Source organism: Bombella favorum (genome assembly GCF_014048475.1).
Lineage (GTDB): Bacteria > Pseudomonadota > Alphaproteobacteria > Acetobacterales > Acetobacteraceae > Bombella > Bombella favorum.
Genome location: NZ_NWUS01000003.1, coordinates 172,899 through 197,327 on the forward strand (window position 1 = coordinate 172,899; position 24,429 = coordinate 197,327).

General features: G+C 54.9%; 20 protein-coding genes. 8 read left to right on the plus strand and 12 right to left on the minus strand.

The window, feature by feature from the left end:
• The first annotated feature begins 14 nt into the window (after positions 1–14).
• Positions 15–875, plus strand: a complete 861-nt coding sequence (locus CPA57_RS07750; protein ID WP_182082232.1) for an aldo/keto reductase — start codon at positions 15–17, stop codon at positions 873–875.
• Between the two features lie 51 nt (positions 876–926).
• Here the strand turns inward: CPA57_RS07750 and CPA57_RS07755 are convergent, their stop codons facing one another.
• Positions 927–2,825, minus strand: a complete 1,899-nt coding sequence (locus CPA57_RS07755) for a glycoside hydrolase family 32 protein (protein WP_182082233.1) — start codon at positions 2,823–2,825, stop codon at positions 927–929.
• A gap of 260 nt (positions 2,826–3,085) precedes the next feature.
• On the opposite strand from CPA57_RS07755, the gene CPA57_RS07760 reads away from it, so the two are divergent.
• Positions 3,086–4,078: a bile acid:sodium symporter family protein gene (locus CPA57_RS07760; protein WP_182082234.1), complete on the plus strand. Its 993-nt coding sequence runs from the start codon at positions 3,086–3,088 to the stop codon at positions 4,076–4,078.
• Between the two features lie 94 nt (positions 4,079–4,172).
• On the plus strand, positions 4,173–4,670 hold the full coding sequence (locus CPA57_RS07765; protein ID WP_182082235.1) for a DUF892 family protein: 498 nt from the start codon (positions 4,173–4,175) through the stop codon (positions 4,668–4,670).
• Between the two features lie 68 nt (positions 4,671–4,738).
• On the opposite strand, the gene htpG is transcribed toward CPA57_RS07765, so the two are convergent.
• The 6 genes from htpG to CPA57_RS07795 form a co-directional block, all read right to left on the minus strand.
• Positions 4,739–6,613, minus strand: a complete 1,875-nt coding sequence (gene htpG / locus CPA57_RS07770) for a molecular chaperone HtpG (protein WP_182082339.1) — start codon at positions 6,611–6,613, stop codon at positions 4,739–4,741.
• 171 nt (positions 6,614–6,784) lie between these two features.
• The gene (locus CPA57_RS07775; RefSeq protein WP_182082236.1) at positions 6,785–7,582 is read right to left on the minus strand and encodes an SDR family NAD(P)-dependent oxidoreductase; all 798 of its coding nucleotides are present in this window, start codon (positions 7,580–7,582) and stop codon (positions 6,785–6,787) included.
• A 116-nt stretch (positions 7,583–7,698) separates the two neighbouring features.
• Positions 7,699–9,453, minus strand: coding sequence for a Hint domain-containing protein (locus tag CPA57_RS07780; protein ID WP_182082237.1), 1,755 nt, complete (start codon positions 9,451–9,453; stop codon positions 7,699–7,701).
• A gap of 259 nt (positions 9,454–9,712) precedes the next feature.
• On the minus strand, positions 9,713–10,558 hold the full coding sequence (locus tag CPA57_RS07785; RefSeq protein WP_229709342.1) for a copper resistance protein B: 846 nt from the start codon (positions 10,556–10,558) through the stop codon (positions 9,713–9,715).
• Between the two features lie 140 nt (positions 10,559–10,698).
• Positions 10,699–12,402: a copper resistance system multicopper oxidase gene (locus tag CPA57_RS07790; protein WP_182082238.1), complete on the minus strand. Its 1,704-nt coding sequence runs from the start codon at positions 12,400–12,402 to the stop codon at positions 10,699–10,701.
• Between the two features lie 68 nt (positions 12,403–12,470).
• Positions 12,471–12,848 carry a hypothetical protein gene (locus CPA57_RS07795; RefSeq protein ID WP_182082239.1) on the minus strand — a complete coding sequence of 126 codons (378 nt, stop codon included), beginning with the start codon at positions 12,846–12,848 and terminating at the stop codon, positions 12,471–12,473.
• Between the two features lie 100 nt (positions 12,849–12,948).
• Between CPA57_RS07795 and CPA57_RS07800 the strand changes: the two genes are divergently transcribed.
• On the plus strand, positions 12,949–13,158 hold the full coding sequence (locus CPA57_RS07800) for a heavy-metal-associated domain-containing protein (protein WP_182082240.1): 210 nt from the start codon (positions 12,949–12,951) through the stop codon (positions 13,156–13,158).
• Positions 13,159–13,244: 86 nt separating this feature from the next.
• On the opposite strand, the gene CPA57_RS07805 is transcribed toward CPA57_RS07800, so the two are convergent.
• Positions 13,245–13,661 (minus strand): hypothetical protein, encoded by a 417-nt coding sequence (locus CPA57_RS07805; protein ID WP_182082241.1) that lies wholly within the window; start codon positions 13,659–13,661, stop codon positions 13,245–13,247.
• A gap of 262 nt (positions 13,662–13,923) precedes the next feature.
• On the opposite strand from CPA57_RS07805, the gene CPA57_RS07810 reads away from it, so the two are divergent.
• Entirely contained in the window at positions 13,924–14,334 is a 411-nt protein-coding gene (locus tag CPA57_RS07810; protein WP_182082242.1) for a hypothetical protein, read from the plus strand.
• Between the two features lie 89 nt (positions 14,335–14,423).
• Here the strand turns inward: CPA57_RS07810 and CPA57_RS07815 are convergent, their stop codons facing one another.
• Positions 14,424–16,622 (minus strand): peptidase domain-containing ABC transporter, encoded by a 2,199-nt coding sequence (locus CPA57_RS07815; protein ID WP_182082243.1) that lies wholly within the window; start codon positions 16,620–16,622, stop codon positions 14,424–14,426.
• Positions 16,619–18,025: an HlyD family efflux transporter periplasmic adaptor subunit gene (locus CPA57_RS07820; protein ID WP_182082244.1), complete on the minus strand. Its 1,407-nt coding sequence runs from the start codon at positions 18,023–18,025 to the stop codon at positions 16,619–16,621. The genes CPA57_RS07815 and CPA57_RS07820 overlap by 4 nt, the downstream gene beginning before the upstream one ends.
• Before the next feature lie 129 nt (positions 18,026–18,154).
• Here CPA57_RS07820 and CPA57_RS07825 point away from each other — a divergent pair, with 129 nt between their 5' ends.
• Positions 18,155–19,573 carry a TolC family outer membrane protein gene (locus tag CPA57_RS07825; protein ID WP_182082245.1) on the plus strand — a complete coding sequence of 473 codons (1,419 nt, stop codon included), beginning with the start codon at positions 18,155–18,157 and terminating at the stop codon, positions 19,571–19,573.
• Positions 19,574–19,785: 212 nt separating this feature from the next.
• On the plus strand, positions 19,786–21,099 hold the full coding sequence (locus tag CPA57_RS07830) for an MATE family efflux transporter (protein ID WP_182082341.1): 1,314 nt from the start codon (positions 19,786–19,788) through the stop codon (positions 21,097–21,099).
• Here the strand turns inward: CPA57_RS07830 and CPA57_RS07835 are convergent.
• Positions 21,096–23,063 (minus strand): alpha/beta hydrolase family protein, encoded by a 1,968-nt coding sequence (locus tag CPA57_RS07835; RefSeq protein ID WP_182082246.1) that lies wholly within the window; start codon positions 23,061–23,063, stop codon positions 21,096–21,098. The genes CPA57_RS07830 and CPA57_RS07835 overlap by 4 nt on opposite strands.
• A gap of 258 nt (positions 23,064–23,321) precedes the next feature.
• Between CPA57_RS07835 and CPA57_RS07840 the strand changes: the two genes are divergently transcribed.
• Positions 23,322–23,888, plus strand: a complete 567-nt coding sequence (locus CPA57_RS07840) for a DedA family protein (RefSeq protein ID WP_229709344.1) — start codon at positions 23,322–23,324, stop codon at positions 23,886–23,888.
• Positions 23,889–23,941: 53 nt separating this feature from the next.
• Here CPA57_RS07840 and hemJ read toward each other — a convergent pair whose 3' ends face one another.
• Positions 23,942–24,388, minus strand: coding sequence for a protoporphyrinogen oxidase HemJ (gene hemJ, locus CPA57_RS07845; RefSeq protein WP_182082247.1), 447 nt, complete (start codon positions 24,386–24,388; stop codon positions 23,942–23,944).
• Positions 24,389–24,429: the final 41 nt, after the last annotated feature.

A 24,429-nucleotide genomic window follows, 5' to 3' on the forward strand; every position in this document is an offset into this window, starting at 1 on the left:
GGAAGGGCCTCATCATGACCACAACCTCCCATCCCACTGTTACGCTCAGAAATGGCATCACGCTTCCAGCTCTTGGCATGGGAACATGGCGCATGGGCGATGATCCTGCACAACGAGCGCATGAGGTCCGTAGCCTTCAGATCGGGCTCGATGCTGGCCTCAAAATTATTGATACAGCAGAAATGTACGGTCATGGCCGCTCGGAAAACGTGGTTGGGGAAGCTTTACGAGGGCGGAGGAACCAAGCTTTTCTCATCAGCAAGGTTCTACCTCAGCATGCATCCTATAATGATATGCTCAAGGCCTGTGAACGCTCACTAAAGCATCTCGGTACGGACTATTTAGACCTCTACCTTCTACACTGGCGCAGCACTATCCCCTTTAATGAAACGCTCTATGCTTTCGAAACGCTCCGGGAGCGGGGCCTGATCCGGGATTGGGGTGTTTCCAATTTCGATACGAATGATATGAATGAGCTGGCCGACTTCGGCGCATACCCTCTCGTCAATCAGATTCTATATAGTCTGGAATATCGTGGCACAGAATATGACCTTCTGCCACGGGACGAAGAAGCGCACATCACCAACATGGCCTATTGCCCGATCGGTCAAGGGGGCGACCTGCTGCATCATCCCGTCCTGCGGGCTATTGCCCATGAGCATAAAACCAGCGTTGGCCATGCGACACCGGCACAAATTGCGCTGGCGTGGGTGCTACGCCGCAGCAACATGATTGCTATCCCCAAAGCAGCAACGCCTCATCATCAAGCTCTCAATATTGCCGCTCAAGAAATCCGGCTAACACAGGGCGACCTGAACGCCCTTGATGACGCCTTCCCACCGCCCAGCGTCAAAGAGGCGCTTGCGGTTATCTAATAAATAAACACCCATCCCAGCATTTCACTGGGATGGGTGTTAAGGGAAAACTTACCCCTGTTCCATACGGTCCATCGTCTTCCGAAGGGGATAGAGAGCCACTTTATGGATCACCGCTGCGGCGTTGGTGACCTGAAAACTCAGTGTCTCCAACGGGCTGGCTGGGTAGATCAGAGCCGTGCCGACAGACATGCCCTCATTAGCAAAAACCTCCAACGTGCAGGCATCCAGCACGATCCTCAACTTAAAGCGGCGGCTACCTGGAATCAGAGCAGAGGAGAATGTCCCCGTAAAGAAGGGATGAGTGAACCCGTGCAGATTGCTTCTATCCAACCACAGCTGGCAGGAGAAGCCATCAAAGCCGATACTCAGGCTTTCCCCCTGACGGTTGGAAAACGCCACCACAAAGCGGCCTGCTCGGCCCTGATCACCATCAGGCAAATTGCTCGCCCGATCCTCCAGCGACACATCAAGTAGTAGCTCCACAGCGTCCCCGGTTGGGAGGGATAGCTGACGGCTACTTTGTGGCTCCAGTCGGGACAGAGCAAACGGGATAGCAGGCTGCCGCAATGCTTCCAACCCATAAGGGTTCTGGGCGATCCGCAACCATCCCGCCGTATCCCGCCGCAGCACAACCTTGCGGGGGATGGTCATAATGCCACGCCAGCTTTTATTAGGCAGCTCCTCGCAATACTGCCAATTATCCAACCATGCGATATAGACCGTCTGATTACCCGGCATGTTCTCATAGGTCTGAAGAGCGTAACTGTCCTTGCCGAAATCCGTCAGGTCCACAATCGTATCATCAGGGGTGAAACGCTCACCATCAAACTGCCCAACAAAATACTGCGTGATGCTGCCCCCCTGTGGGCCGCCGGGGTTGATGGACACAAACAACACCCAGCGTTTTTCGCCGGGGGCTTCGCCTTCTACCTCCACCTCGGCCAGAGCCGGACATTCGTAATCCACCCCTGTAATGCCGGACGGGCCGAAATCACTCAAATGCATCCAGTGCTTCAGATCAAATGATCCATAGAAGGACACCTTATGCTCACGGGAGCGGACCACAACCATGACCCATTTTTCGGTTGGGGCATGCCAGATCACCTTAGGGTCACGGAAGGAATTATGCCCGATATCCAACACCGGGTTACCCTCATAATCCTTCAACGTCTGCCCCCCATCGGGGCTCCATGCAATATACTGTGTTTGCCGTTGCGGGGTTGCACGTGTGTAGATCGCCACAAGGCCACCGGCCATCGGCGGCAGTGCCGGAGCCATAGGAACAGGCGACATATCTCGTGATACGGGATTGTCACTCAGCTGTCTCAAAAGGTCCGTATTCGTCTTTGTTTTATCCAGTAGGTCTTGCGCCTGCTTGTTGACCGAACGCCGGTCCTGCTCATCTTCTGGCAATGATGGGAAAAGCTGGGCCGCTTTCTGGGCTGCTGTTTCTACTGACCCTGGCTGAGGTTTATCCTGTGTGCGGGGCGGGAACAGGCCAGAGCGGTTATCACGGTCTAGCACGGCACAGCCACTATAGGCCTCTCCGGCTTCCGTTTCCCGAATCGCAATCGGAAGGTCCTGCCATGTGTAGAGGTCTGTACTGACAGCATGTCCCCAATGGACATGGCCAGCATAAGGCCCAAATGGGTTGTACTGATAATAAAGATGGAAATAACGCCCATCAAAAATCAGTCCGTTTGGGTCGTTCATGAATCCTGTTGGCGGGGAGAAATGAATATTCGGTCGGTATTGCTTGTCTGCCAGTGTCTCATGCACAGGCTGGGGTGCGGGTGCGGCTGCGTTACCCGGCTCGGCATGGGCGTTGTTAGGCTGTGCAGGCGCCGCCTGTCCGCCGCCATTGCTTTCCGCTGCTTGAGCCCTACCACCCCACAGGGCACCTGCTGCCAGAAATGATCCCAGAACCATACGCCGATTGACGGTCATACTCTGACCCCCTCCCTAGGATTTGATGGAGATGACCCGCTCTCAGGTCCGCCGAAAAAATGCCCTTATCCGGTCCTGTTTTGCAAGTCATTTACCATTAAACATAAAAAATGTTTTATGATGCGCTGCGTTATTAACCATGCTGTTTCACTCATTGGCAGCGTGGAGCTTCTGTTTTACCGTTCCCGCTGCACTGGTCACTAGGATTGCAAGGTGGCCTTCCCGCTGCCACATCGCTCCAACCGCAGGGACCATCGCCCATGAAACGCCTCGACCCTTTCCTGATGTGCCTGATTGGTGCGGTTCTTCTGGCATCGTTTCTACCCTGTCCGACTATCTGGCAGCCGTGGCTCTCCCGCCTGACATCCCTGCTTATCATGCTGATGTTCTTCTTTCAGGGGGCCAAGCTGCACCGCAGGGCTTTGCTCGACAGCGTGAAGAACTGGCGATTACAGGGCATAACGCTGCTCATCACCTTTCTTGTTTTCCCCCTGTTAGGGATCGGGCTGTATGGCCTATCTCACCAGCTATCAGCTACTGGTTTTCTGGGGCCAGAACTCTGGGCGGGGATGCTCTTCCTCTGTTGCCTGCCTTCCACCATACAATCCTCCATCGCCCTGACCTCCATGGCCCGGGGCAACGTGCCGGCAGCTATCTGTGCAGCCACAGTATCGAACATTCTGGGCATTTTCATTACCCCCCTCCTTTGCGGCCTGTTCTTCGACCATAACAGCGGTGGCGGGTCCGGCCTTCAGACCATTCTTAATGTGGCAGAAGAACTGCTCCTCCCCTTCATTCTGGGGCAGTGCGTGCAACGCTGGATGGGCCCCATCGTCCACCGTCATAAGTTCCTCATTTCCTGTAGTGACCGTGGCTCTATTATCGTGCTGGTTTATTCCGCTTTCAGTACGGCAGTATTGCAGGGCCTCTGGCATCGTATCCCCGTCATCCTGCTTATCGGGGTGGGTGTCGCCGATGCCATAGTATTAGCCCTCGCACTAAGCATTACCTATCTGCTGGGCCGGATGATGCGCCAGAGCATTGAGGACGACATCACGTTGCAGTTTTGTGGTTCCAAAAAAGCCCTGACATCTGGCGTCACTATGGCCAGCGTCATTTTTCCCACCTCAGCTGGGATCATCGTCCTACCACTAATGATCTATCACCAGCTTCAGCTTTTCGTCTGCACCGTCATTGCCCGCCATTATGCACGACGCCCCCAGTTGGACCATGAAGCTGGCACGCCACAATAACGCTATCATGCCGCAGGATCATTGCCTGCCTGTTTCACAAATGTCGCAAGCAGGCTAGGCTTACCTCTCTTGCTCGCCCGCCATGGAGACAGACGTGCCACGTCATCCTACTGAATCACCCTCCATACGCCTCACCTATCTGGAGCGTCTACACGCCCACTTGGTACTAACAGGCACATTGCGAGAGAGCCTGCTGGAGCTGCTCAGCCGCCCTGCAGCCCCGCCACCGCTCCAACACTGGATCACCACCATTCTGGACCAGAACCAGAAGCAGGAACGGCAGATCGCCCACCTCCTCCGCACACACGGGGAAAAGCCCCGCAACGACTCAGACACCCTCTCCGGGCTGCTAGACACGGTGGTGACCTGTTTTCCCTCGGGGGATATTCCCGTCCACCTTCTGGGCGTGATGCTGGACATTGCGGGCTACATCGCCCGGCTACGCACCTCCCTTGCCCTGCTCCTGCTGCTGGCTGAAAAACTCTCCCTGACGGAGGATGCCACCATCCTCATGGAGCTGCGCCAGAACAGCCGGCATGCCTCCCGCAGCCTCAAGGAGGTCCTGCCCGCTCTGCTGACGAACGAGCAATAAGACACAAAGAAGGGGCTGCACACTCTCATGTGCAGCCCCTTCCTTTTCATCAGATGATCAGCCTGACCTTACTTCTCGACAGTCCCAGCAAGCAGGCCTGCGAGCGTGCGGGCAAAGCCGCTGGGGTCTGGCAGGGCTTCGCCTTCCTGAACACGGGCAAGGTCCAGAAGGATGCGGGCATGTTCTGCAACGCTCTCGCCCTTCTCCACACGTTCAGCCAGCGCGCGGATGAGCGGGTGACGGGGATTGATCTCCAACACCGGCGGCAGGGCTGGCATCTCCTGCCCGGAACGGCGCATGAGACGCTGCATAGCCAAGTCCGGCCCGCCCTCGCTCGTCATCACCACGGCACTGCCTGTCAGACGCACGGTGCTGCGGACATCCTTCACAGCATCACCCAGAGCGTCCTTCAGGGCTGGAGACAGCTTTGCCACATCGGCGGCTTCACCTTCTTCCTCGGTCTCCAGAGCGAACTTTTCAAGATCACCATGAGCCTGCGCTACAGAACGGAAGGTCTTGTCCTTGTAGGAATGGAGACGGTCCGGCCAGAAGCTATCCACAGCGTCGGAGAGCAGCAGGACTTCTAGCCCACGAGCACGGAAACCTTCCAGCTGGGCAGATGCCTTGAGGGCATTCAGATTGTCCCCGACCAGATAATAGATGGTCTCCTGCTCTGGCTTCATGCGGCTGATGTAGTCATCCAGCGTTGTCAGCTCATCATCACGAGTGGAATGGAAGCGGGAGAACTCGGCAATTTCCTGCCGGTGTTCGGAATCTTCCCAGAGGCCTTCCTTGATAACGAGGCCGAAGTTGTTCCAGAAACCGGTGAAAGCCTCACCACCTTCCTGCGCACGCTTCTTGATCTCGCTGATGACACGCTTGGTCACGGCTTTGCGGATGCGGGCCAGAACCGGCGTGGATTGGAGCATCTCACGGGAGACGTTCAACGGTAGGTCATCCGTATCGACTACACCCTGCACGAAACGCAGCCAGTTCGGCACCAGATTGGCTTCATCGGTGATGAACATGCGCTTTACATGCAGGTGCAAGCGGCTTTCACGGCTGCTCTGCTCCATAAAGTCGAACGGACGAGCACCGGGGAGGAACAGCAGGGAGGCAAATTCAACCGTGCCTTCAGCCTTCCAATGCAGTGTGGCGTAGGGTTCATCAAACGCACGAGCGACATGACGGTAGAACTCGGTATATTCCTCAGACGTGATCTCAGATTTCGGACGTAGCCAGAGGGCTTTGCCCTCATTGATGGTTTCTTCCTTTTCCTTGCCATCTTCGTCCGGCTCATGCAGCACGACCGGCCATGCAATATGGTCAGCCCATTTGCGAATGATGCTGCGCAGACGCCACGGATCAATGAATTCCTCGGCATCGTCCTTCATATGCAGGACGATGTCCGTACCCGGACGGTCACGCTCGGCGGGGCCGAGGCTGTAAGAGCCTTTCCCTTCGGAGACCCAGCGAGCAGCTACATCCTCACCAGCGCGGCGGGATACGACATCCACCTTATCCGCCACCATGAAAGCGGAATAGAAGCCCACACCAAACTGACCGATCAGGTTCGGGCGTTCTTCCGGCTTGGCATTGCTCAGCTTCTCACCGAAAGCCTTCGTACCGGACCGAGCGATTGTGCCGAGATTCTGGGTCAGCTCATCCGGGCTCATGCCTAGCCCATCATCGGAAAGCGTGATCGTCTTGGCATCTTTATCGGCTGAGATATGGATAGACGGCGTCTCTGGCAAGGAAAGGGCCGGGTTGGTCAATGCCTCGAAGCGGCGTTTGTCTATAGCATCGGCCGCATTGGCGACCAGCTCACGCAGAAAGATTTCCCGGTCGGAATAAAGAGAATGGACAACCAGATCGAGCAGCTGCCCAACCTCGGCACTGAAACTATGCTGCTTCATCTCTGCTGCGTTCTTGCCATCACTCATGATGCGTCGCTCTCCTCCAAAATGGCAGGCTCCATAGGCTTCATCTTCTGCGGCCATCCTGCCCCGCCGCCATAAGATGGTGCAGATATGGGAGAGGCCCTTCCCGCTTTCAAGCTATTAACAGAGCGGGAAGGAGTTGTTCATGGTCCTCATGAAACCACAAGAAGGACCTCAAACGAGGCCAAGAGATGTTCCTTCATCCACCACGATGGCCGACCCATGCAGGGCTACAGCCCCCGGGCCAGCAAGAAACTGCACCACAGCGGCAATATCTTCCGGCGTAGAGAAGCTCCGCTTACTGGGGTTGGCGTCTGCCACGGCCTTCAGGACATCAGCCTTCGTAGGGTCGTTGATCAACGCATCATGCATGGAGGTCTTTACCCGGCCCGGCTCCACGGCATTGATGTTAATACCCAACGGCCCGAGTTCGAGAGCAAGACTGCGGACTAATGCCGTAGCAGCCGCCTTACTGGCAGCATAACCCGCATACCCAGCAAAACCATAAAACCCACAGATGGAGGAAATGGCTACAATCTTCCCTCCCGGCACATCACCTTCTTTACGCCGGATGAACGGCAGGGCCGCCTGCACGACGTGCCACATGCCATTGACGTTGATGGTCATCATTTTATCGAACGCATCAGGCGTTTCATCCGTAATGGGCGTTCCAAAAAACACACCTGCGGAATGAACTAGAACATCCAGCGTCCCAGCTTTATCGCCAATGCTCTTCATCACCGTTTTTACGGCAGCAAAATCTGTAATGTTCACACCATAAGCACAAACATGCACATCATGTCCTGCTTCCCGGCCTGCTGCCTCTACAGTCTGAACAATTTTTGTATAATCACGCTCCGGGTTACTGCCCAGAAGGATAAGATTATCCCCTGCCCGTGCAAATGTCTCTGCAATCGCCAGCCCAATGCCGGAGGTACCACCCGTTACCAATACGGTTCTACCCTGTGTCATACCCACTATTTTCCTTCCACATCGTCATGCCACGACCTGAATGGCCATAGCTCAAGATATGGTCAGACGGGCACGACTTGTCCACCATGCCCGCCCCGGAACAAGTTGTCCGGTTTTTAGAACGTACTACCGCCCAGCCTTACGCCCTCTCCAGTAGTTGAGTCGACCTCGCAGAGATAAGGGCCAGCAGCCAGAAGCTCGATGGACAGGAAAAGCGGTTGAGCTGTTTTCTCCGCCCTATCAGACAGAACAAGACGAGCCTCGCCCTTGGTCCAACGGCAAGGAGATGCTTCTTGCACATCCCACCCATCCCGTTGGGGCGCGGAGAGAAAGCCCGTCACCTCTTCCCGCATACCATCTTCCCAAAAGAGTTGTACGCGACTAACCAACACACCTAGCCAGCGTCTATCATCCACAAAAGGACCAATCACATCACAGGGACGACTGATGCGGGAGATAAGCCTAACCTCATCGCATGTCTCTGTCAGACGGAACAGATACCGTTTCCCAGCCTTGCGAACCAAAGGCAAAGCATGACCTGATGGAGCCAATACAGTCAGATCAGGATCGGTGACTAAGTCTCTCGTTTCATTTATTCCTAATATGGAACGTTCCTGAATCTTACGATAAACAGGCTCCACAAAGGCCCGCTGAACACCTAGCGGTGCCGCTGCATCTTTCTCCCAGCACCGGCTAATACTTTCGGACCACTGGCCGGCCTGAAAAACAAAGCCATGACGATTGCCAGTTTCTAGGTAACTTTCCGTCAGCGCACCATCGACCTCGACAATGGCGTGAGGCTCGACCTCGAAATGCCAATAATCATATTCCGTAAGGCTTCGATCATAGAAAATAGAAGAGCCATTGACCAACATCCGTACCGGGATGAAATGGCCCTCCAGCAAAAGACAATGCTCTGCCGTAACGAACATATCCTTCTGCGGTACATTATCCGCCAGTGCATTCCGCCGGATGCATACAGGCCAGCCCGCCTCATCATCGGGTAATTCAGGCCGAACAGAAACATGCCCTTGCCCAACCCACGTAACCCGTCGAAGACCCTGTGACTGCCCCTCGGCCGTAAAGACCTGCACGGAATCCCCTACAGCTAACGTCTCCACGGCTACGGTTCCCGTGTCCGTGCGGACCATACTGCCGGGCAGATAACAGGTTATGACACCACCCCTTCCATCATCATGACCATTATTTCTGGTAAAATTATAGCCATAGCCCGTGATATTCCCCAGAAAATCCCGCTTGACCGTACCGTTAACTCGTAGATTAAACGGATCACCTTGCAGCGTTGTTGTCCGCCCGAGGCTCAAAAAACCCAGGGCATCAATCCCATCACCAATTTTTGTCCGGTCCGTGCTGGGGTCGTAAACAGCCCCGACAGACTGCGTATTCGGAAAGTCCATGACAAAATTTGAGGGAATTTGTGTTGTTGGTCTACCGAGACCGTCCACAAAATTAACTGGAACATCAAGCCGGACACCAAACCCCTGCACTTCTATCCGCAGCTCACCAGCATTAGGCCCCACCGTAATGGAGGACACTGCAGAAGCACTCAACAAACTGGAACGAATAACAAGGCGCCCCCCATCCAGCGTAAGCGAATTGCCTAGCCCTAGATTGACGAACCCCCCACCTACATAAGCTGTTGCGCCCCCCTGCACAGTGATGGAACAGTCACCACGCACCTGCCCTAAGAGAGAAGACAGGTCTACCTGAACAGGATCACCCGGTGAGGTATCCCGCGTGCGGGTCACAACGATGGATGAAAGCCCCCCAAAATCCAAAAGACTGGGGATTGATCCACTACCGTAGATAGTGGCTTTGCCAGCTTCCAACCTGATTAATGCCATGGCCATGTATTATATGCCCCGTTAGCCATTATGAAACGGGGAATGACTTAGGTCATTTTATTTAAAGTAAAATTAAAATACCCTTTTAAAAAAGCAATTTACGCGTTTAAAAAAGATAAACATGAAGTATAAACCAAAATTATGCCAATATTGTCTATATTTCTACACAATATACCAATTTTTGACATAGTTACACTCCTCATCATGCCCCACCTTTCAGGAAAATTATTTCACCCTACTCAGTGAAGCACATCAGCTAATGGAGTTAGAACCAGCTACGGATACCAAAGGTGAAACGGGCCTCACTTGCCGTCTCACCCCGTTTCCGCGCCATATGCCGCCCTTGCGTAAGGGGAGAATCATATGTCACGGCAACATAAGGAGCCATTTTACGCCAAACCTCATACCGCAGACGCAACCCGGTATCGATATCCGCCAACCCTGACCCAATCTGCCGCCTTGGGTCAGCACGACTATAAAGATTCAACTCCACTTGCGGTTGAAGAATCAGCCTGTTGGTCAACAGAATATCGTAAGAACCCTCAAACCGAGCCGCTACACCACGATCACTGAAATAACCGGTCGCCTGCACCTCGAACTGGTACAGGGCCAACCCCTCCACACCAAAAGCACCCCAGGCACGGGTCCGACGACTATCCAAATCCAACCGGACACCACCCTGAAGGTTAAAGTAAGTGGAGATCGCCCGGCTATAAAGCAGTTCCTGATCCCCATCATGAACTTTCCCTTTTGTCATGGTGCCTTCGCTCTTCAGCCAGAGACGGTTATAATCTCCACCATACCAAGCCTCACCATCCCAACGGAGTGATGACTTTCCACCAGCCTGATACCGCCCCTCAAACTCATCCAGCACACCATGAAACCAGCGGCCCATATCCATTGCATGCATATGGTGCCCAATATCCACTACGGGAGCGGGTGCATCTACGGCTTTATGAACGATGCGGGGCTTTTTCTCCGATAGCGGCTTTCCGATAGTCTGTGCCTTCAGTGTGGCAGGGTGGGAAGATGCCTTCATACCCGGCATGTCCATACCCTCCATATCGGACATATCCATATCGCCCATGTCCGACATATTCATTCCGGACATGTTATGATCGCTCTCCCCGACAGGCGACATGGTTCTCCCATTATCAGGCGCAGAATGGGTTATCATCATCCCATCCATTGCCTGCGCTGCCGTGGCCAGAAAACACCCTATTAGTATCAGGGGCAGTGATTTCCCTGTTTTCATGAGATTACCACCTCCCGGAACATACCAGTTTGCATATGGTACATAAGGTGGCAGTGATACGCCCATGTGCCCGGCGCATCTGCCGTTACCAGCACGCTCATGCGGGAACCGGGCTGCGAGATGACGGTATGTTTTAAAGGCCGATGCTGGTCATCCGCCCCATTTTCCAACTCACTCCAAAGACCATGAAGATGAAGAGGATGTTCCATCATCGTATCATTAATAATCGTAAAACGAACTCGCTCACCTCGGGCCAGGTGGATTGGTCCGGATTCGGAATATTTGCGGCCATTAAAGCCCCATATATACCGCTCCATATTCCCCGTAAGATGTAGGATGATCTCCCGTGAGGGGGGGCGTTGATCCGGTGGTGGCCGCAAGGCAACAAGATCGCTATAGGCCAGCACACGGCGACTTATGCCTTCCAGCCCATCCCCCGGACTGCTGACACGCTCAATCGGGCTGGCAGCCACATTCTGGTTTTCCACATTTAAGGGCGGAGGACCGGGATCATCAATCTCATCAGCCGGTGTCCGTTGTATGACGGGCGGCATGGCCATGCCCTTCATACTACCCTTCATGGGCATGGCCATACCCATATCCACCATGCCCCGCACGGGTCGGGGGTCCATCGGTGGCACGTCTCCCAGCAGGCCATATCGTGGCGTCAACGTGCCACGGGCATAGCCTGTTCGGTCCTCACTTTGGGCGAAGATCGTATAAGGCTGTGCCTTCTGTGGTTTCACCATTACGACATAAGTCTCGCCCGGACCGATACGAAACTCATCAACCGGCACGGGAACAACGGGATTCCCGTCTGCTTCCACCACCTGCATCTCCAGCCCCGGGATGCGAACATCAAACAGCGTCATAGCCGCTGCATTGATGATGTGCAGGCAGACCTGCTCACCAGGCTGAAACAGCCCGCTCCATCCAGCTGATGGGGCCTCACCATTCATGAGATATGTATATAAGACCCCACTGACATCAGAGATATCTGTGGCACTCATCCGCATGTGGGACCACTGCAAACGGCTCTTCAACGCCGCACCCAGGCCGCCCGCACGGCGGCTTTCCTCTGGCAAGGACGCAAGACTACGCTGCCGGAAATTGTAATAATCGTCCTGCATCTTGAGGTTATCGACAATCTGCTCTGCCGATACGTCCGACCAATCCGACAGCAGAATCATATGGTCCCGATCAGCCTTTGGCAGCAGGGATGGCCCCATAGGCTCGACCACCAAAGCCCCGTAAAGGCCCGCTGATTCCTGATGGCCCATATGGCTATGATACCAATATGTTCCACTCTGGAGGACCGGAAAGGAATAAGTGAACTTTCCACCAGCAGGAATCCCGGCAAAGCTCAGCCCCGGCACACCATCCTGATCACTTGATAGGCGGATGCCGTGCCAGTGCAGGGATGTTGGTTCATCCATGTGATTATGAACATGAATACGAACCTCCCGCCCTTCCTGCCAACGCAGAACAGGGCCGGGCATCTGACCATTAATGCAATATCCCTCGCCAGAATGCCCCGCAATACGGACCTTCCGACGGGTAATATGCAGGTCCATCTCCAGTGGTGGAAGCGGTTTGGTCATGGAGAGTTCGGCCCGGCCTGTCCCTGACAGAGCCACAAAAGAGCCCGCTGCCCCCAAACCAGCCAGAAACTGGCGGCGCAGCATGGAATGATGCGACATGATAAACTAACGACCTGAAAGACATGACACGAACAGCCAGCCCCTACAGGGCTGACAGAAAAGGCAAGTCAGACAGACAGTGCAGCAGGTGGACGCCAAGGAAGTGCACTAAGGGACCACAAAGGCCGTTGTACTTCATAAAACGGGAAGGTCGCTTTCGACATCCGTACGGGGTGCAGTATCTGCTTTTCTGGCAAAAGCCCAGCCTCGCAAACCGCATGATGGCTCTGACAGCATGGGGCCATGCCATCTTCCATAGCCATTCGGGATGAGGATGTATCGTCCATCATCATGTCCGGCATACCCATCGCAGATTGCAGATGGACCATGGAGGATGGCATGTCCATTCCACCAGCCATAGCCGTAGGCATGACAAATAGCGGCAACTGCATCATCAGACACAGCACTACCCCCATCACCATACGAAAGAGCCATCTAACTGGCATGATACGCCTTTTCTCCTCCTGCGATCCTCACCAGATTAAGGAGGTTCCTCCCTTTTGGGAAGGCAATTCCTAACATCCCCTTATCACAAGCGAGATTTTCATGAGCCACTCCCTAACCCTGCCTATCATCGGCCTGAAATGCGAGGGCTGCATCCGCTCTCTGACCCGTGCCCTTGAAGCCTCCCCAGCCATTGAGACAGCCACTGTCACGCTCGACCCGCCACAGGCGCACATCATTTTCGCTGGCCCCGCCCTCTCTAGGGAGGACTGTGCGCTCCTCATTCAGAAGGCCGGTTTCGAGACGGCCTAAAGAAAAGAACCACCGGGGTCCATGGCCCCCGGTGGTTCTTCAATATCCATATCACCGCCCTGAACAGGCAGTCGTGTCATGGTAGATTAGAAAAGTCCGCCACCCTTGGGCAGCAGGCTGCCTGTCAGGAAGGACTGCACCGCACCATCACGGTAGCCCTGTGTCCCAACATAACCACCGGACAGACCCAGCATTGCGCCCGTCAGGCCACCAAACGCCAGTCCCAGAATCACGCCGACGGCCTCAGCAATCACGCCAACACCGATGACACCGCCTGTACCGTTGGCACCACCGTTAGCACCACCTGTGAGGCCACCAACGGCCGCACCGACAACACCATCCACGATGCCGCCAACGAGGCTATCTGCCAAACCAAGCGAAGCACGCACAGGGAAAAGGCCAGTGCTGCTATTGCTGCTTCCTGAAGAACCCGTCCCGTCACGGTAGCCGAAGAGACCAGCACCAGATACCGCACCAAGCTCGTTAAAAGAAAGTTCACGCATTTCTAGAACCTTTCAATAAACTCACACTCAATTGCGAGTGGGAGCAGTATGCATTAAAAAATGGAAATATGTTTTCATTATGTCGCTGTTATTTTTGATTTTTTACCATATTTTTTATAATTTATTACCTACGCACTCCTATTTTGTACTTTTCCTTATTTTTAAATCTACCTTCTCTGTTTTTTAACATTAATTCCCTAGAGTCCCGCATCGGTGACAGTCATAGAGACTGCCCAACCCTCTGTAGTTTAAGGTACAAAACATGCGTGAACTTAGCGTTGTAGAACTGGATGCCGTTTCTGGTGCTGGTTTTCTGGGCGACCTATTGGGTCTTGGCGGTTCCTCCAACCGTGCTCAGGGTACCGGGACCGGGGTATCTAACGGCTTGGCAGACTCCATCCTCGGCGCTATCGCCGGTGCTTCCATCGGTGCAAACAGCGGTATGATTATCGGCGGCATACACGGCGGTGACGGCGGTGGCGTCCTCGGTATTGGGTCCATTGGTCAGGCTGTTGGTCTGATCGTGCCGACCATCATGGGTGCCATCAACGGTTGTATTCTGGGTGCTATCTACGGCTTTAGCAACGGCCAGACATGGATCAACCAGCTGATCCAGGGTACGGCTAACGGCACAATCGGTCAGGGACCGAATGCTGCTGCTATCCGTATCTAAAACCAGCTTTCACCCTAAATCTCTCTAAAAAATCCCCGCCTGTTTTTCGGACAGGCGGGGATTTTTTTCTAAAATAGACGTCCTTCCTATCAAGCGGGACTAGGGCTGGCAGCTCCAGCCACAGGTGAGGCCGAAACACCCCCTCCCTGCGACAGATTAGCCATCATCTCGGCTGGAACACCCATAACAAATATCCCATCCGCTCTTTCCGCCGTACCGGGACGATGGGTTACAACTACTCGGGTAATGGGCAGCTCATTCAACACCGCTTCCACAGCCTGTTCAGAGGCAGGATCAAGATTGCTCGTTGCTTCATCAAGGAACAGAATACGGGGAGCCTGATACAGCGCACGAGCAAGAATCAAGCGTTGCCTCTGCCCACCGGACAACGTACTCCCCATCTCACCGACAATCGTTTCCAAGCCCATCGGCATACGTTGGATATCTTCATGAATCTGTGCATTTCTTGCACATTCTGCCACCCATTCTAGGTCCATCTCATCATCAAAGCCTGAAATATTCTCAGCAATGCTGCCAGAAAAGAGAATATCATCCTGAAGAACACCAGCAATCCGGGCGCGATAAGCCTCCCTGTTAGAGGCTTTCAGTTCCATACCTTTCCAGAATATCTGGCCCTCTTCAGGCTGGATAAGCCCCATCAACAACCCCAACAGGGTGGATTTGCCACAGCCTGAAGGCCCAACAATCGCCAGACTTTTCCCCGGATAGACCTTTAGATTCAGGTGACGGAACACCCATGTGTCTTCCTTGCCGTAACGATAGCCAAGGTTACGACATTCCAGCATCGGAACATCTGGATTCTCCATTCCATCATCATCGGTAAGCCCAGCAGTATCGCTCACCGGGCTATCTGCCTCGCTCCCCTCTGCCTCGGCCAACGCAATATCCGACAGGCGGTCACACTGAACCTTCAAATTCTTGATCTTGAAAGCAACGCCTATCAAACTGCCAACACGACCACAGAACTGGTCACGATAGCTCATAAAAGCCATCAACATACCAATGGACATACCACCGGACATCACCATCCGTGCCCCCAGAACAAGCGTTGCCACTTTGTCCAGGGCGATCAGAATTTCCTGTGCTCGAGCGAAGATGAGATCATAACGCTGGATACGCAGCCCCGCATTAATGTTGTCGATCATCCGGTTAGTCCAGACGACTGTCCGACGCCGTTGAAGGCCCATCAACTTGATGCTGCGGATACCACGCAATGTCTCGATAAAATGCCCCTGCTGCGCGGCTGAATGAACCAGAGTTTCCTCACTCATCTCCTTATAAGGGCCGTACTGGATGAAGCGCACGACTAGGTCCACCAGCACAGTGATAGCCACAAGGGCCGCCATCCATTTGCCGTAGATGATGATCATGACCAACATACCGATGGCCATGATTCCATCCAGAACACTCTGCACCAGGTCTGTCGTAAAAGTATGCTGAATGGCCCCGAGGCTGCCAAAGCGGGATATGATGTCCCCCGCCCCACGCTTTGCAAAGAAATCCTGCGGAAGGCTAAGCAGATGGGTAAACAGGCTAACATTCCATTGTAGCGAGATACGGGTGGAGAAAATCATCACCAACCATGTACGGAAGGTGGAAATCACTCCCTGTATGACCACAAGAATGAGCATCCCAGCCGCAATGGTCCAAAGGAGGGACTTGTCGCCTGTTGTCAGCACCTCATCAATGACCACCTGCCCTAGCATGGGGTTGATGAGAGCCAGAGCCTCCAGCCCCAAAGACAGCCCGCCCAATGTCCACAGGACCGTTTTTAGCCCCACGATATGGCGGAACATGTCCCGCACCTTCAGCAGGGAGCGGTCATCTTTTTTCTCGAATTTAGTTTCCGGCGTCAGCTCCAATGCCACGCCAGTGAAATGACGAGACACCTCCTCCAGAGCAACTTTCCGTTCTCCTCGAGCCGGATCGTTGATGACAATGCCGGAATCCGTAACCTTCGTCAGCACAACAAAATGGTTAAAATCCCAGTGCAGGACGCAGGGGCGGGAGAGTTTGCTAAGGTCATCTAGCTCCAGCCGGACAGGGCGGCAATGCAAACCGTAGCGACTGGCAATCTTCATCAAAGCCCGCAAATTGAGCCCCGTGCCAGACACCGATGTCTCTCGCCTTATGGAAACAAGGTCCACCAGACGCCCATAATGGCACAGCACCATAGCCAAACAGGCTAGTCCGCACTCTGCAATTTCTGTCTGTAGGATAACGGGAACCTTACGCCGAAAACCAGTATGGATAGTATGAAGATTCACGGCGTCCCCTCTGTCTGGTGATCATGTCTGGAAGGAGCGGAAGATGGGGCGGTTTCTGGCCGGGATACCCTGTCCGCCAGAGAAGCAGCAGGTGCAGCACTGCCAGATATGGATCGGACGGTGTCCACCATGGAAACCACAGGATCGAGCAGCCACTGGTAAAGTTTGCGCTGGTCGATAGCGATTTCCGCATCCACAGCCATACCAGGGGTCAGCTTTTCATGCTGACCATAAGCAATGATGAAATCCTGATCCGGCCGAACACGGATACGATACACATCCGCACCGGGCTGCGGGGCAGACGCACTGCCCCCCTGCTGGGCCGTTTTAGCTGCGTAATTGCTCCGCTCTGGCAAAGGTGCCTTGGTGACCTCCACCACTTCCCCCTCATAAAGGCCGAAACGCTGGTAAGGATAAGCGGCATATTTCAGCAACACATGTTGCCCAGGGCGGACGAAGCCAATGGCCTGACTGTTCACATACAATTCTGCTTGCAGCTTGGCCTTGTCTGGCAGGATGCTCAGCAAAGACTGCCCGGGATTGACCCGCTGCCCTACAACTGTGCGGATGCCATCCACCATGCCACTAACACGAGCGTTGACAACCCCCATGCTCTGGCCATGTGCCTGAATGATCTGCCGCTGCACATCGGAAAGACGAACGGCAAGATCGTTCATGTCTTCAGCAACCTTATACTGGTGCCGATTGATCCTATACTGGAGGTCAGCCATATGGCTGTTCATTTCAACAAGTGTCCGCAAAGTCTGGGACTGCGTATCCATAAACTGGACATAGCTGAAAAGCTGACTCTGGAACTGGCTTTCCGTCACGAGATGGCGATCCATAGCCGTCCGCATCTCGTTCATGGCCCTTTCAATCAGGGGCAGAGACTTCTTGTCCCGCCCTGATTGCTCCTGCAACATACCATATTGCTGATGCAAAAAATTGAGCTCATCCTTAAGAGAGGACAGTTCTACCGGGGCATCGGAAGCCAGAAGTTTCTGCCGGCTTTCCAATAGGTTTTGCTCCCGCCGCAGCCCATCAATGAGCTGCCGCCCAGTCGCCCCGGATTCCGACCAGCTGGAAACATCCACGCTGAAGAGCCGCTCACCCGTTGTCACATGGTCGCCTTCATGGACATGGATTGTGGCAATAACACCGCCTTGATCCGCTTCCGCAACGACTAGCCCTTCGGGCGGCAACATGACCCCATTGGCATGAATACGCCGCGTATAAGACCCAAAAGCAACGTAAACCCCCAGACAGACGACAAGTGCCACAGTACAGAGCGCTGCGATCTTCCCCGAGAGGGGTTCGATCAACTGGACGGAGCCGATCCACGCCTCCTGCCGCCATTTTAGGGCCTCTCCCCTAAAAAGCGGGCTTGCTGAATCTTCAGCCATACACCACACAAACAGTTAAAAGAAAAAGTAAATGAATATTAACGGTTATCATGCATAATATTATATCCACACACAAAACAAGCAAGTCACTAAATGACTAACGCTTTCTTTACTTGGGGTTAATATTTTATGTATCTTTTCTTTTGCTTGCCAGAGAAAAGACACGCCACTCTCCTAATAGCGTTCATCAGCTTCTTCTCACCGCTGCCCACTCTGGCGGCAACGGACCCCGCCCCTGTCACGCATCTTTCCCTGCAAGAAGCCATGGCTATTGCCTATCGCTCCAACCCAGAAATACTCCGTGAACGGGCCATATTGAGGCAAACAGATGAATCCATGCCGGAGGCTCTGTCCGGCTGGCGGCCAACAGTGACGGGCAGTGCAACGGCCAACTATAATGAATCCAACTACGTCACGTTCCCGTATGGGGGGAGCTTCCGCTACAATCAGAAATTCCGGGCACCGGGCTATGCGGCGGGTGTAACCATCAGCGAGCCCCTCTTCCGTGGGGGCAAAACATGGGCTTCCATGCGCAAGGCTCGCAGCTCCATCCTTGGGGAGCGGGCTCACCTTGTGGATATCGAGCAGCAGCTCTTCATCAATGTTGTTTCGGCTTATGTGGCGGTCACACAAGCCCGTGCCCTGCTGGCCCTAACACTGGAAAATGAACATACCCTGAAGGGTCAGGTCGAACTGACAACCCGACAGCTTGCTCTGAATCAGGCTACCCGTACCGATGCCCTTCAGGCGGAATCACAATATGAGGCGGCACAGGCCTCCACACGTCAAGCGGAGGGGCAAGTCCGTGTTGCGGAGGCTACCTTCCAGCGGGTTATAGGAATTGTTACGCCAGAAAAACTTTCTCCAGCAGAACGGCTTCCTTCTCCTTTTGTTTCAGAGACGCAAATAAACCAGCTAACCATCAATGACCTACCACAGGTCATGCAAGCTCAATATCAGCTCGAATCAGCAAAGCATGACGTTAAACTAGCCATCGCCGAGCTGCTCCCAGAGGTTTCCGCTCAAGCCTCCTATCAACGGCAGGTGAATCAGGGGAATGGTAAATTCTCCGAAGATGCCACAGCCGTCATGCTTCAGGCCTCCCTACCGCTCTATCAAGGTGGTGGTGAATATGCCCGCATCCGGGCAGCCAAACAGGCGGTTGATGCGGCCCTCCATAATCTAGCCGAACAGCGTCGTGAAGCCCGGGAAACAGCCCTAAGTGCGTGGCAGAAACTTACTGCCGATAGTGACCAGCTTGCACGGAACCAAAAAGCCGTTGCTACTGGTGTGGAGGCCCTCCACGCCATTCAGCAACAGGAGCTTCTAGGCGTCCGTACCACTTTTGAAGTGCTCCAGCAGCAGGAGCTGCTCTTTGATCAACAGAAGACGCTCGTCCAGAACGCTGCCAACCTAATTCAGGATTCCTACCGGCTGGCCGCAGCAACCGGCCATCTAACAGCCAAAGAACTCAAACTGCATGTAGCTCTCTATGACCCGCACGCCCATTATCATCAGGTGAAATGGAAACTCATCGGGATGGAGTAAAACACCTCCCCCCTAAACATACCTGACACGCTACAGACCTCTCATTCTGCTCTGGTCCTGTTCCAGTAAACAGGGCAGAATGAAGCACCATGCAGCCTAAGTCCGACCCTACCCTCGCCTCGGTTTCCGCTCCTCTTACATCATCTGGTGTAAAGGATACGCCCTGCGCCCGGCAGAAGGCCCGACGGGCAAGGTTCGTCCAAGGTAACATCATGCGCCATGTTATCACCATGGCCGGGACGGGTGCCATCGGGCTGATGGCTGTCTTTTTCGTAGACCTACTCAATTTCTTCTACATCTCCCACCTGCATGACCCCACACTAACGGCAGCCATCGCCTTTGCGACCTCTCTGGGGTTCGTACAGGTGGCTGTGTCCCTCGGCATGTCCATCGGGCTTGGTGCCAATACGGGGCGCCTCATTGGTGCCTGCCGCCATTTCCGTGCACGACGCCATGCTTCGGCGTTTCTGGTCATCATGCTGGCTGTCACTACCACTCTTGGCCTCATCACGGCCTGTCTGGCGCACCCGCTTCTACAATTGCTCGGAGCACGAGGGGCAGCGTTGGACCATGCCACGCACTTCCTTTACATCACCTCACCCGCTCTGCCGCTGGTCTGCCTGGGCATGGCCCTGTCCTCACTCCTGCGTGCTGTGGGGGATGCGGGCCGTGCCATGAGGGTGACCCTGACAGGGGCCGCCTGCACGATCATCGTGGACCCTATACTGATCTTTGGCCTGCATCTGGGGCTGGAGGGAGCGGCCATCAGTACCGTACTTTCACGCTGTGTTATTTCCCTAAGCGGCTTTCTCAATCTCCGGGGGCATGACATGCTGGAGCGCCCCCGCCTAAAAATGATTCCCCATGCCAGCCGGTCCATCGGTGCCATTGCCTTACCTGCAATTGGCACCAACATGGCTACACCCATTGGTAATCTCATCGTCACTCATGCCATGTCCCGCTTCGGGCTTGAGGCCGTATCCGGGCAAGCCGTGATAGACCGCATGGTACCTGTCGCCTTTGCCTTTGTCTTTGCCCTAACAGGCTCCGTCGGCCCCATTATGGCGCAGAATCTGGGTGCCCGTCAGCCTGACCGCGTTAAGGAAACCTTCCTTTCCGCCCTTAAGCTAACAGCCCTCTGTGTTGGACTAGATTGGCTGATCTTCGCCCTATGCGAGCCGCTAATCCTCCATGTGTTCCATGTTCAGGGAGCGGGGATAGAGCTGGTGCGGCTCTTCTGCCACTGGGCCGTGGCCAGCTACATGTTTATTGGGCTGCTCTTTGTCTCTAATACAGCCTTCAACAATCTGGGCCACCCGCTCTATTCCACTGCCTTCAACTGGGGGCGGGCCACATTGGGCACGATCCCCTTCATCGCCGTTGGCGTCCATTATGGCCCCCAAGGGGTGATGATCGGTCAAGCTCTGGGCGTCACGCTCATCGGCTCTCTAGCCCTTATTGCCGCCCTCACCGTCATTCACCGCCTCGGCCAGACCCTCCCTCACCGGAAAGGCAGAATACACTAGCCATTCTTCCCACCGGCAAACACTGCCCGGTAGAAAGCCTGCTCCCGGGCAAGGGAATCCGCAATCACATCGGCATCCCGGAAGCCATGCCCCTCTCCCGGATAAACATGCAAGGACGACGCCAGAAGCTGCTTTTGTAAAGCCTGCCCCTGAGAAAGCGGCACGACACGATCGGCATCTCCATGCAGAAACAGCACGGGGGCCGTAATCTTCTCCGGCCATGAAAGCGGCGACCGGGCTAAATAAACCTCTTCCTCCTCCGGCCAAGGCGCCACAAGGCCATCCAAATAGCGAGCCTCGAAACGGTGCGTTTCCTCAGCGAGCCCCCGCAGGTCTGTAACGCCATAAAGGGATGTCCCCGCTACAAACAGGTCAGACTGCGCCAAGGCGGAAAGGACCGTCAGCCCTCCGGCACTGCTACCACGGATGACGCAGCGTTGCGGGTCCACCAGCCCTTGTTCAATCACGCCTTGAACGGCCCGGCAGCAGTCCTGCACATCCAATACACCCCAGTGTCCATCCAGTGCAGCACGATACGCCCGACCAAAGCCGGTAGAGCCACGATAATTGACATCCAATACGGCAAAGCCCCGTGATGTCCACCACTGGACCTTGAAGGACAGGTCTGTCCGGGCCTGCCCAGTCGGGCCGCCATGAACGATCACAACAAGCGGCGGCTTCCCCGCCACGGCCTCACAATGCGGCCCCTGTGCTGGGCGATAGAACTGAGCATAAAGCGGCCCTGGTCCGTCCTCCACGGGGAAAGATAGCGTTTCTGGCAAAGCAATATCCGCCGCCACAACATCAGATGGCAGCTCCCATGCCTGACGAACAGTCTCTCGCTCCTGCGCTGCACCATCCAGCGTACCGATCAGCAGGGCAGGGGGCGCATCGGGCGGGCTATTTAACCAAGCAAACCGCTCCCCATCACCCAAGGGGACAGGAACATCATCCGGTACAGCACCAGCCAACACATTCTGCCAGCCGGCTTCCGGCTCATAAAGCAGAGTCACCGGCACGCCATGCCGTACGGCACGGGCCAAAAGCCGCCCGCCTGGTAGAGCCGCACAACAACTCTGCCCGAACACCCAAGCCGGAAGCCCCACCTCAGCCGGGGCCGGGGGTAGAGAGCAGGCATGCCATGCCACGGTATCAGATTCCGCCAATTTTTCAGGCTCAAAAGCAACTGGCGTCCAATGTCGATCATAGCCGGAGGGAGCATCAACTGGAGCGGCATCAGACAGCGCATAAAGACGCGATCCGTCCCAGAAAGGCCCCATCACGCTACAATCCTGCCCCGTCCCGCCGGCAAGGCAAAGCGTCCCACCTGCGCCGGAAAGGTCCGTCACATAAAGGCCCGTTTCCGTCCACGGCATATGAGGATTCTGCCATGCAATGAAGGTTAGAAACCGGCCATCAGGCGAAAGACGGGGAGACATGTAAAAATCCGCTCCACTCTGGAGGGAGCAGATCATCCCCTCTGCATCAATTTCCACAAGGTCTGCCCATTCTTCACCTGTGGCTGTTTCTACTTCCCGGACGCAAACAAGCCGACCATCACGCAAGGAGAGGTCGGCGTAGCGATACGTCACACCCTCCGGCCCTGTGGCGGGACAAAGGGGGAGGGCGGTACGACCATTGAAACTGCGCCAAAGGCCCCCTTTTCTACTATCACTAAATACCACAACCATATCCGGCCCGTGACATTCAGCGGCCCATGCCCCGCCACCATAAACATGCATATCCGTGCCCACCTGAGCCTCTGATGGTGTGAGGTCATGCAGGGTGCCATCAGGTGCTCGCCCGACTACAACGCTCCGTCCCTGTTCATCAGGGCGTCGCTCCTGCCAGAGAACCCAGCCCTCCACGGCTCGTATTTCCGCAAAGCTGCGTGTCCGGCGTGTCATAAGGTCTGGCGTGACCCAGGGCAGGGAGGGAAGGGGTAGGGAAGGGGGTGACATCATGGTGTCTCTCCTGCAAAAACGCTCTTGCCTTATTTCGAACTGCCCCGGTATCCTGCAGACAAGAAAAACTGGCAGGGCAGTCCGCCATCTGGATCGATTCTTCCGGCTGGGCTGGCTAGTGCAACCGCATGCCCCCTTTACCTAGAGGAAGCCTCCCCCCTGATACAGCATCTCTCTGCTTTTCTCGAACATCTCCCCCCGCTTTATGCGTATTTAACACTGGGGGTCATTATCCTTCTGGAGAGCACAGGCATCCCCTTGCCTGCCGAGAGTCTGCTTATTTTCGCTTCCCTCTATGCCTCCCATACACACCACTTCACCCCGGAAGGGTTGATCATCTCGGCTATAAGCGGCGCTATCATCGGGGATAATATCGGCTATATCATTGGCTATCAGGTCGGGTATCGCCTGCTGGAAAAGCACGGGCACAAAGTCGGCCTACATAATGACCGCCTCATTCTTGGCCGCTACCTCTTTCGCCGCTTCGGCGGGGTTGGTGTACTGCTAGGCCGTTTTATTGCCTTCTTGCGTATCCTAATCGCCATTCTCGCCGGGGCCTCCCGGATGCCGTGGCCGACCTTCACACTCTATAACGCCCTCGGGGGAGTGCTCTGGGGAGCGTGCTACGTGCTCATTCCCTATGAGTTGGGCAGCCAGATTGACAGCTTCACCGGCCCTGTCGGCATCGGGCTGGCCACTGTTATGCTGACACTTCTGGTCGGCTCTTTCCTTTTTCTCCGCCACCACGAGCAGACACTCGTCAAAAAAGCATTAGCTGACGAGGAGCAGCGTGAAGCCAGAAAAAAGAAACACCGCCATCACTAATCAAAGGCTCGGACTTTACACCGCAACATGTGAGGGAGGGAAAATACCCTCCCTTATGGCCGTACCACGATCATAATGACGATGAGGACCATCAGAACAGTCGGCACCTCATTAGCGATCCGGTAGAAGCGTTCGCTATGCCGGTTCCGCCCGGCGGCAAAGTCGCGGCGCCATACAGCGCAGGCCCCGTGGAACATAAACAGGCCCAATAGACAAACAACCTTCACCCACCACCAGCCAGAAGACCAGCTCACCACACCGGGTAGGGAGGCCATCAAGGCCCCGGTAAAGAACGTCACAACCATGGCCGGAGCCATAATCTGCCGTTGCAGGCGGCGTTCCATCAGGCTGAAACGGGCACTCTCCTCGGAGCCTGCCTTGATCTGCGTGTGGTAAACAAACAGACGGGGCAAGTAGAACATCCCAGCCATCCATGACACGAACGCCATGATGTGTAACGACACAAACCAGCTAAGATGTTCCAGCAGAAACAATACCATAATCCAGTTATCTCCCGTACGTTCCGATCCAGCCGCCAGCC